The organism is Actibacterium sp. D185-2, from assembly GCF_054954595.1.
On sequence record NZ_JBPWNX010000038.1, the window covers coordinates 1 to 6,321 of the forward strand.

The following is a 6,321-nucleotide window of genomic DNA, read 5'->3' on the forward strand; positions in this document are numbered from 1 at the left end:
ACAAGTTGAAGAACGCTCGCCGGGTCGCAACCCGTTATGACAAAACCGCCGAAAGCTTTCTTGGCTTCATAGACATCACCTCCATCCGCCTCTGGCTGCGCCTTTTGTCAACATGACCTAGAGACTTGAAATCACAGGTGCAATAGCCGCCTGAAATGGCGCGAGTCTCTGTTGGGCTTTTGGCGCGATACGGTTTTCGGCCGCGGCTTCTGGCGCTGGACTTGACTTCCAGTGGAATGACCGAGCTTGAGCGTCTGCCTTAGCCCACCATCTTGATGTGCCAGGTGATTGCGTTGTGATATCCTAGGTGCTCCAGCATATTGATCTTGGACCGCCAACTGGCCGGGCAGACAACCAGAACCGAATGATCCCCTCGCCGACTGCGGGCAGCCTCTGCCGCTGCAAAGAGAGCCTCGGCCTTGGGGCCGGGCGTGTCGAGTGTTTGGGTGGCTTCTAGGGCATCATGGAAGAAGTCATCAATCACGCCGACACCAGAGATGTCATGGGGCGTCGGGAAATGGAGAGGAGTTGCCGGCTGCGAGATCGCATAGCCTCGGATAGCGCCATCTTCATCCGACACGAACATGTCGCGATCCTCCAAGGTCAGGCTACGCTTCATCCACGCCTCAAAGCGCGTGTCCGCGTCATCATGCGGTTTCCAGAACAGGTGATGCAGTTCATCCAGAACGCGCCTGTGAATCGCACTTGCCGTGACAATTCCAGGCACGTCATCTACGGTAGCCTGTCGCACATGCGCGAAAGTCGTTTGCCGGGTCAGGCCGATCTTCGCAAAATACATGGTCAGCGGGTCGTACCCCTGTTCGGAATATTCGGCTTCCCACGCGCCGCCGTCCACGCTGGACGCCAGGAGGATCACCGCGCCGGCCCCGATCAGGTCGGCTTCTGCGGCCTTTAGCAAATCGTGCCGCGTCCTGGCCGGCGCGTCGGGCGCGATAAAGCAATCCTCCATGATCAGGCCGGGTGGGCCAAATTCCCCTGCATAGATTGGCGGAACCGGCAGCAGAATGGAATGCGTCACGCCAACCAGCCGGCCCCCTGCTTCCGCGACCAGCCATTGCTGTTGGAAGGGTGCATTCTCCGCCTCCATAGCCGTCTTGATGGTCGAGAAGGTCTTGTCCCGAGCAGCCCGGTCCAGCTTCCACAGACCCGGATCGGCCGCGTGACGGTCTTCTGCATCGGCCACCAACAGGTTCGCAACCTGGTCGAGATCGGCGAGTTCGGCAGGTCGGATCGTAAGCGTCATGGCGAACCTTTCCGAGATTATAGCGTGATGGGTGTCGCTCTAGCGATCACAGAACCGGAAGGAATTGACAAAGTAACAATATCGGTGCCGGGGTTGGAAAAGGCGATTGTATATCTGACAAAAAAAAGCACAGTTGCAAACTGTGCTGATTAGAACGGGCACAGGTAATGGCATTTCCCCCGTTTCGCGTCATCTGAATGTTGCATTCCGGCCCTATTTGACCAAGGTCTGCTTTTGTGTCGACATCAGTTCAAGGTCTTCGCATGATCCGATTTTCCATTGCCGCAAGCATGGTTCTGTTCGCGCTTGCTGCCTCGGCCGCATCCGCTCAGGAACAACCCGTCATCTCCATCAACGCGGCCGGTCCGGCCTTGACGCAGGGCGACATAAGCTATGCGGCGGACCGGTATTTCACGTCGGGCGAGATCGGCGAGGAAGGCGGCGGCGGTAACGGCTATCAGGCCAATCTGGAAAACACCGTTTATTTTCATACACGTTGGGGCCGGGATGTCGGCTTTGAAGTACCGTTGCCGCCGGCGAGCTACATGATCGAAATGGCCTTTGCCGAAGGTTGGCATTCGGCGCCGGGCGGCCGGGCCTTCGACATCGTGATCGAGGATCAGGTCGTGGCCAGGGACCTCGATCCGCTGGCCGAGGTCGGGGGCGATCTGAACCAGCCCCTGGTGACCCGGATCGCGGGCGCGAATCCCGGCATGTCGGGCGTGCCGGACAAGCTGGAAATCCGGTTTGTCGCCACTCGCGACAACGCTATCATCAACGCAATCCGCATTTTCTGCATGGAACCGGCCGAGGTCTGTTCCGACCTGGCCGCCAACGGCTATGAGCCCGAACTGGTCTTGGCCGAAGGCCTGGAGCCGATGAGCACCCCGCCGCTTCTGGCGATCAATGCGGGCGGCGCGGCGATCAGCCATGACGGCGTTGATTATGTTGCGGACGCATATTTCAGCGGCGGCGAGACCGGCGCCGAAAACGGCGGACCGAACGGGCCGCAGCCCGAGCTGGACGGCACGCCCTTCAAGTCCCTGCACCTGGGGCGCGAATTTAGCTTTTCGGCGCCGGTCGCGTCGTCGCCGCTGACGGTCGAGATGGATTTCGTCGAATCCTGGTTTTCCGATGCCGGCCGCCGGGTGATCGACATCGAGATCGAGGGGCAGCCCGTCCTGTCGCAGTTCGACATTGTGGACGCCGCCCACGGCGATTCGAAGCGGGTCGTCCGCCGTCGCTTCATCGGCATCGACCCGGCCGCGTTCGGCGCGGCCGACCATCTCGACATCCGCTTCGCGGCCGTGGTGGACAATGCCTTGGTCAACACGATCCGAGTCTATTGCGAGGCGAGCGCCGAGATCTGCGCCGAACAGGCCCGAGAGGCCGAAGAACAGCGCGCCGCCAAGGCACAGGCAGAACTGCTGGCGGCGCAGCGGAAATGGTTCGGTATCTGGGGGGCGAACATCGAGATCCGGTCGGGCGGCATCGTCTCGTCCACCGTCGGCTATGCCCGCAACGAGATCGTCGTCGCCGAAGCCGGCATCGTCGCCGACATCCTGCTGAAGGACGGCTATCGCTGCAACGTCGCCTTCGCCCCGTCCGAGGCGCTGGAGGATGCCCAGCCCATCGCCGATACCTGCGGCAGCGGCGCGCATATCCTGACCGAATTCCGGCTTGAGGCGGAAAACGACAACCAGCTTCGTCTGCACATGAAGCTTGACGGGAACGCCTACTGGATCCGGTTCCAGCGCGAGATCAGCGGCGCCGTGGCCGAGGTCGTGCGTCCCACCGGTTTCCCGTTCGAGACCGCGTCGTTCACGCTGGAAGAGACGGTCGCCGCCACGCAGGAGAAGATCGCCGCCGCGATCGAGCCTGAAAACCCGCAAGAGCCCTGGACGACGCGCCGACTGAATGACGGTGGCTGGCTGCACCAGTATCGCGGCAAGGCAACCGGCGGGCTGGGCGACCAGCCCGAGGAATGGTTCATGATCATCGCGATGGAAGCGTCGCCCGAGGCAAAGCCGGTGGTCCTGATCCGCCGCTGGGCACCAAAGGAAGCGGACCGGCCGCTCTACGACACGCTGATCACCGCACTGGAGGGGAAGTACGGCCCGCCCTCGCATCCGATCTATGTTGGCGCTGATTTCGCCTCGCGCGGGTTCGATGTCGGCCGCATCTGGGCCTTCGACCCGCGCGGTGAGCAAATCGAAAAATGCGACGGCAAGGCCACGCAGCGGTTCGACATTCCGACCATGCGCGGGCTTCTGGACGGCTTCCTCGACCGCACACCCGACCTTGTCTCGCAAATTGGATGCGGCACCGAGTTGCTCGTCATGCACAACCTGCAGAGCGGGTCGAAGCCGATTGAGGAGGTGCAATTCGCGCTGGTCGATCACGGCGTCGTCGGCGCCGAGAGCTGGCTTGCCGCCAGCAGCGGCGTGGCCGAACGGATCGAGACGCTGCTCGGAGAGGCGGAAAAGGTCGAGGAACAACAGCAGGAACGCGAATCGGTCGCCCCGAAGCTTTGACCCAACCTGCCGGCGCCCTCGTCGACAAAAGCCGGCCTTTCGCAGGGGATTTGTAGGGAACTTTGCTTATGTCATGCTCTGCCATTTCGGGGATCACATCGGCGCCGTTTTTTTCGTTGGCGACTGTCGGCTATTTTGGGGGCGGAAGAGGTCCAGAAAGAAGCAGTCCCACCAGTGTTGCGGAATAGCTTTCAAAGTCAGGAGGGGCGGATTGTGATCCGGCAATGGTTTATCTTGGGCATACTCGGAGCGTCCATCTGGTCTGGAATGGTCCGGGCAGATGCGCTTGAGACCTGCCGCGCCGCCAACCCGCAATTTCCACAGCTTTGCGAATGCGCCATCGCGCGCTCGCAAGCGGAAGGCATAGAGGGGCCGGTTCTCGACCGGCTTCTGGCCAATCTCTGGGACGGTGTGCCCACGGACGTGGCAAACCGGTACGGCATGATTTTCGTTGAATGTACCCAAGCCGCTGTGTCAGGCAACGACGTTGCCGTTCCCATCCCGCCGGTTCCACCACAGGAAAACGCTCGGACACATGGCGAGGCGCTCACCACTGCACCTGAAGGAGCCGTGACAACGGGTGGTCCGGTAACTGCCGAACCGGCCGAGCCTGCCCCGCCGTCCACCGGAGCGACGGTGGACGGGCGGCTCACAGGCGTTCCGGCAGGCTATCAAATCGCCGTGGATGCGGCACCCGGAAACTGGGTGCGCGGCACGCTGGACACCCCCTACGGCAGTACCTTGGTCACAGCCGTGCGCAATGTTGAGGGACGGCATCTGGCCTTGCGCTGCGAGCCCGGAACCATGCCGGTCTTGCTTCTCGGCCCGTTTGACGACGGCGTGCCGGGCCAAGGCGCACAGATCGTCGTTCTGGGCAATGGCGGTATGAATGGTCGCCTGTTCCAGCAAGGCACACAACTGATGGGGTTCAACCGTAATTTCCTGGCAGTTGGCGTCACCAGTCAGCAATTCCTCGACGCTTTGCGGCGCGGCAACACGGTTGAGGTGCGTCTGGACGAAAGCGGGACCGAAGCCTTTGAACTGCGCGGCTCATCGCGGGCCATTGATGACAGCCGCTGTGCCGTCCCGCGCTCTGCGGCCGGGCTTTATCCCATGGGATGGGAAGCGACGCGGCACGATCCGTGGCGGATGGGGCAGGCGCAGCTTCGCAATGGGATGATCACCGACGCGCTGTTTCTGCCAATGGTTCAGGGGATGGCGCCTCATCTGGCGCTGACCTGCGACCGGCGGTTGATCTCGCAAAGCCGGGTGTCCTCCTATGACGGATCGCTGACCGGCGAGATGGTGCTTTCGACCACCGGAGCAGAGAATGTCCGGTTTCCGGTTCATTTCGAGGTGCAAGGCCATTCGGCACAGTCGCCGGTGCTCGATGAAGACCTCCTTGACGTCATGGCGCGTGCCGACACCATGTCGTTGACCTTCGATGTGAATGCGGAGCCCGGCACTTTCACTACGGTTGCAACCACGATGGCAGGCTTCGCCGAGGGTTTGCCTCAACTCACTTGCCCGGCACCGCCAGGCGCAGCCCTCTCGGATGGTGGACGCGATCTGACCGGCGCGGGAGAATGGGCGACCATTGACACTGCCCGCCCCGGCGAAGACCCCTATTATTTGGCGGTCTTCGAGGTTAAGGGCGCTCCGGCGCTGTTCCTCACCTGTCGTGGCGCACCAAGCATTATTGGAAATTTCACATCGGGGCCATCCGGGTCAGAGCCGCATCTGCGCCTGCAAATCGATAACGACCCGTCCAGAACCATGGACAGCGTCTTCTACGTCGATCGCTATGGAATGGCGCACATGGATGAGGGGCGTGAGAATTTCGGTTCTGTGATCCTGCAAGGTTCCACCTTACGCATCACGAACCTCAGCGAACCGCGCGAGTCGTTTCTCTATCCGCTCGACGGGCTGCTCGATGCGATTGCGGCCATGCCGCCACCATGTCGATTTTAACGTAATCCTGCACAGTTCGACGCCAAGATGACATGAGAAACGGCAGCGGCTCTGAGGAACCGGTGCCAGCCTGATGTTCCTTCAGGATGCCAATGATATGTTCTTCGCTGAAACGGCTTTTCCGCATCTTCTGTCTCCTCGTTTGGAGAACAGGCTAACTTCAAAACGCGGACTTTTAAGGGGAGCACGTCACATCCCTAGTGCCACGGGACAACTAGCCCCGGTTCGCGTGCACCGACGCAGCCGGGGCATTTTTATTCGGCGGGTCTAAGCTAGGCTTGCTTCATTGCTCCGGCGCAGGGCGGGGCGGTATGTATAAAACTGGCCCCATTGTTTCAGCACCATCGAAGTAGAAAAGCCCGAATTCTTCCGCCAGTGTTTTGATGGCAGGCGCTTTCCAGATTGTTTTCGGGCCACCGTGGTTGATCGCCCGGTAATCCCCCCCGAAAGTAAGGGGCTGCATAAGTAGAATTTTCTCGGCAAGATGAACGAGGAGATTTCGAATGAAGACAAGCAGATACACTGAGGCTCAGATTATCGCGATCCTGCGGC

The 6,321-nt window shown here is 60.9% G+C and carries 4 protein-coding genes and 1 pseudogene; 3 read left to right on the top strand and 2 right to left on the bottom strand.

The window, feature by feature from the left end:
• Positions 1-116, top strand: a pseudogene (locus ACSR1C_RS20165) (IS5/IS1182 family transposase); the annotation flags it as partial.
• Between the two features lie 143 nt (positions 117-259).
• On the opposite strand, the gene ACSR1C_RS20170 reads toward ACSR1C_RS20165, so the two are convergent.
• Complete coding sequence (locus ACSR1C_RS20170) at positions 260-1,264, bottom strand: GNAT family N-acetyltransferase (protein ID WP_460260813.1); 1,005 nt, start codon at positions 1,262-1,264, stop codon at positions 260-262.
• 263 nt (positions 1,265-1,527) lie between these two features.
• Here ACSR1C_RS20170 and ACSR1C_RS20175 point away from each other — a divergent pair, with 263 nt between their 5' ends.
• Complete coding sequence (locus ACSR1C_RS20175) at positions 1,528-3,798, top strand: malectin domain-containing carbohydrate-binding protein (protein WP_460260814.1); 2,271 nt, start codon at positions 1,528-1,530, stop codon at positions 3,796-3,798.
• 213 nt (positions 3,799-4,011) lie between these two features.
• Positions 4,012-5,769 carry a hypothetical protein gene (locus tag ACSR1C_RS20180; RefSeq protein WP_460260815.1) on the top strand — a complete coding sequence of 586 codons (1,758 nt, stop codon included), beginning with the start codon at positions 4,012-4,014 and terminating at the stop codon, positions 5,767-5,769.
• 283 nt (positions 5,770-6,052) lie between these two features.
• Here the strand turns inward: ACSR1C_RS20180 and ACSR1C_RS20185 are convergent, their stop codons facing one another.
• Complete coding sequence (locus ACSR1C_RS20185; RefSeq protein WP_460260816.1) at positions 6,053-6,292, bottom strand: hypothetical protein; 240 nt, start codon at positions 6,290-6,292, stop codon at positions 6,053-6,055.
• Positions 6,293-6,321: the final 29 nt, after the last annotated feature.

Excerpts from the sequence above, each read along its gene's own strand:
- ACSR1C_RS20170 (WP_460260813.1), bottom strand. The coding sequence starts at position 1,264 with ATGACGCTTACGATCCGACCTGCCGAACTCGCCGATCTCGACCAGGTT.
- ACSR1C_RS20175 (WP_460260814.1), top strand. The coding sequence starts at position 1,528 with ATGATCCGATTTTCCATTGCCGCAAGCATGGTTCTGTTCGCGCTTGCT.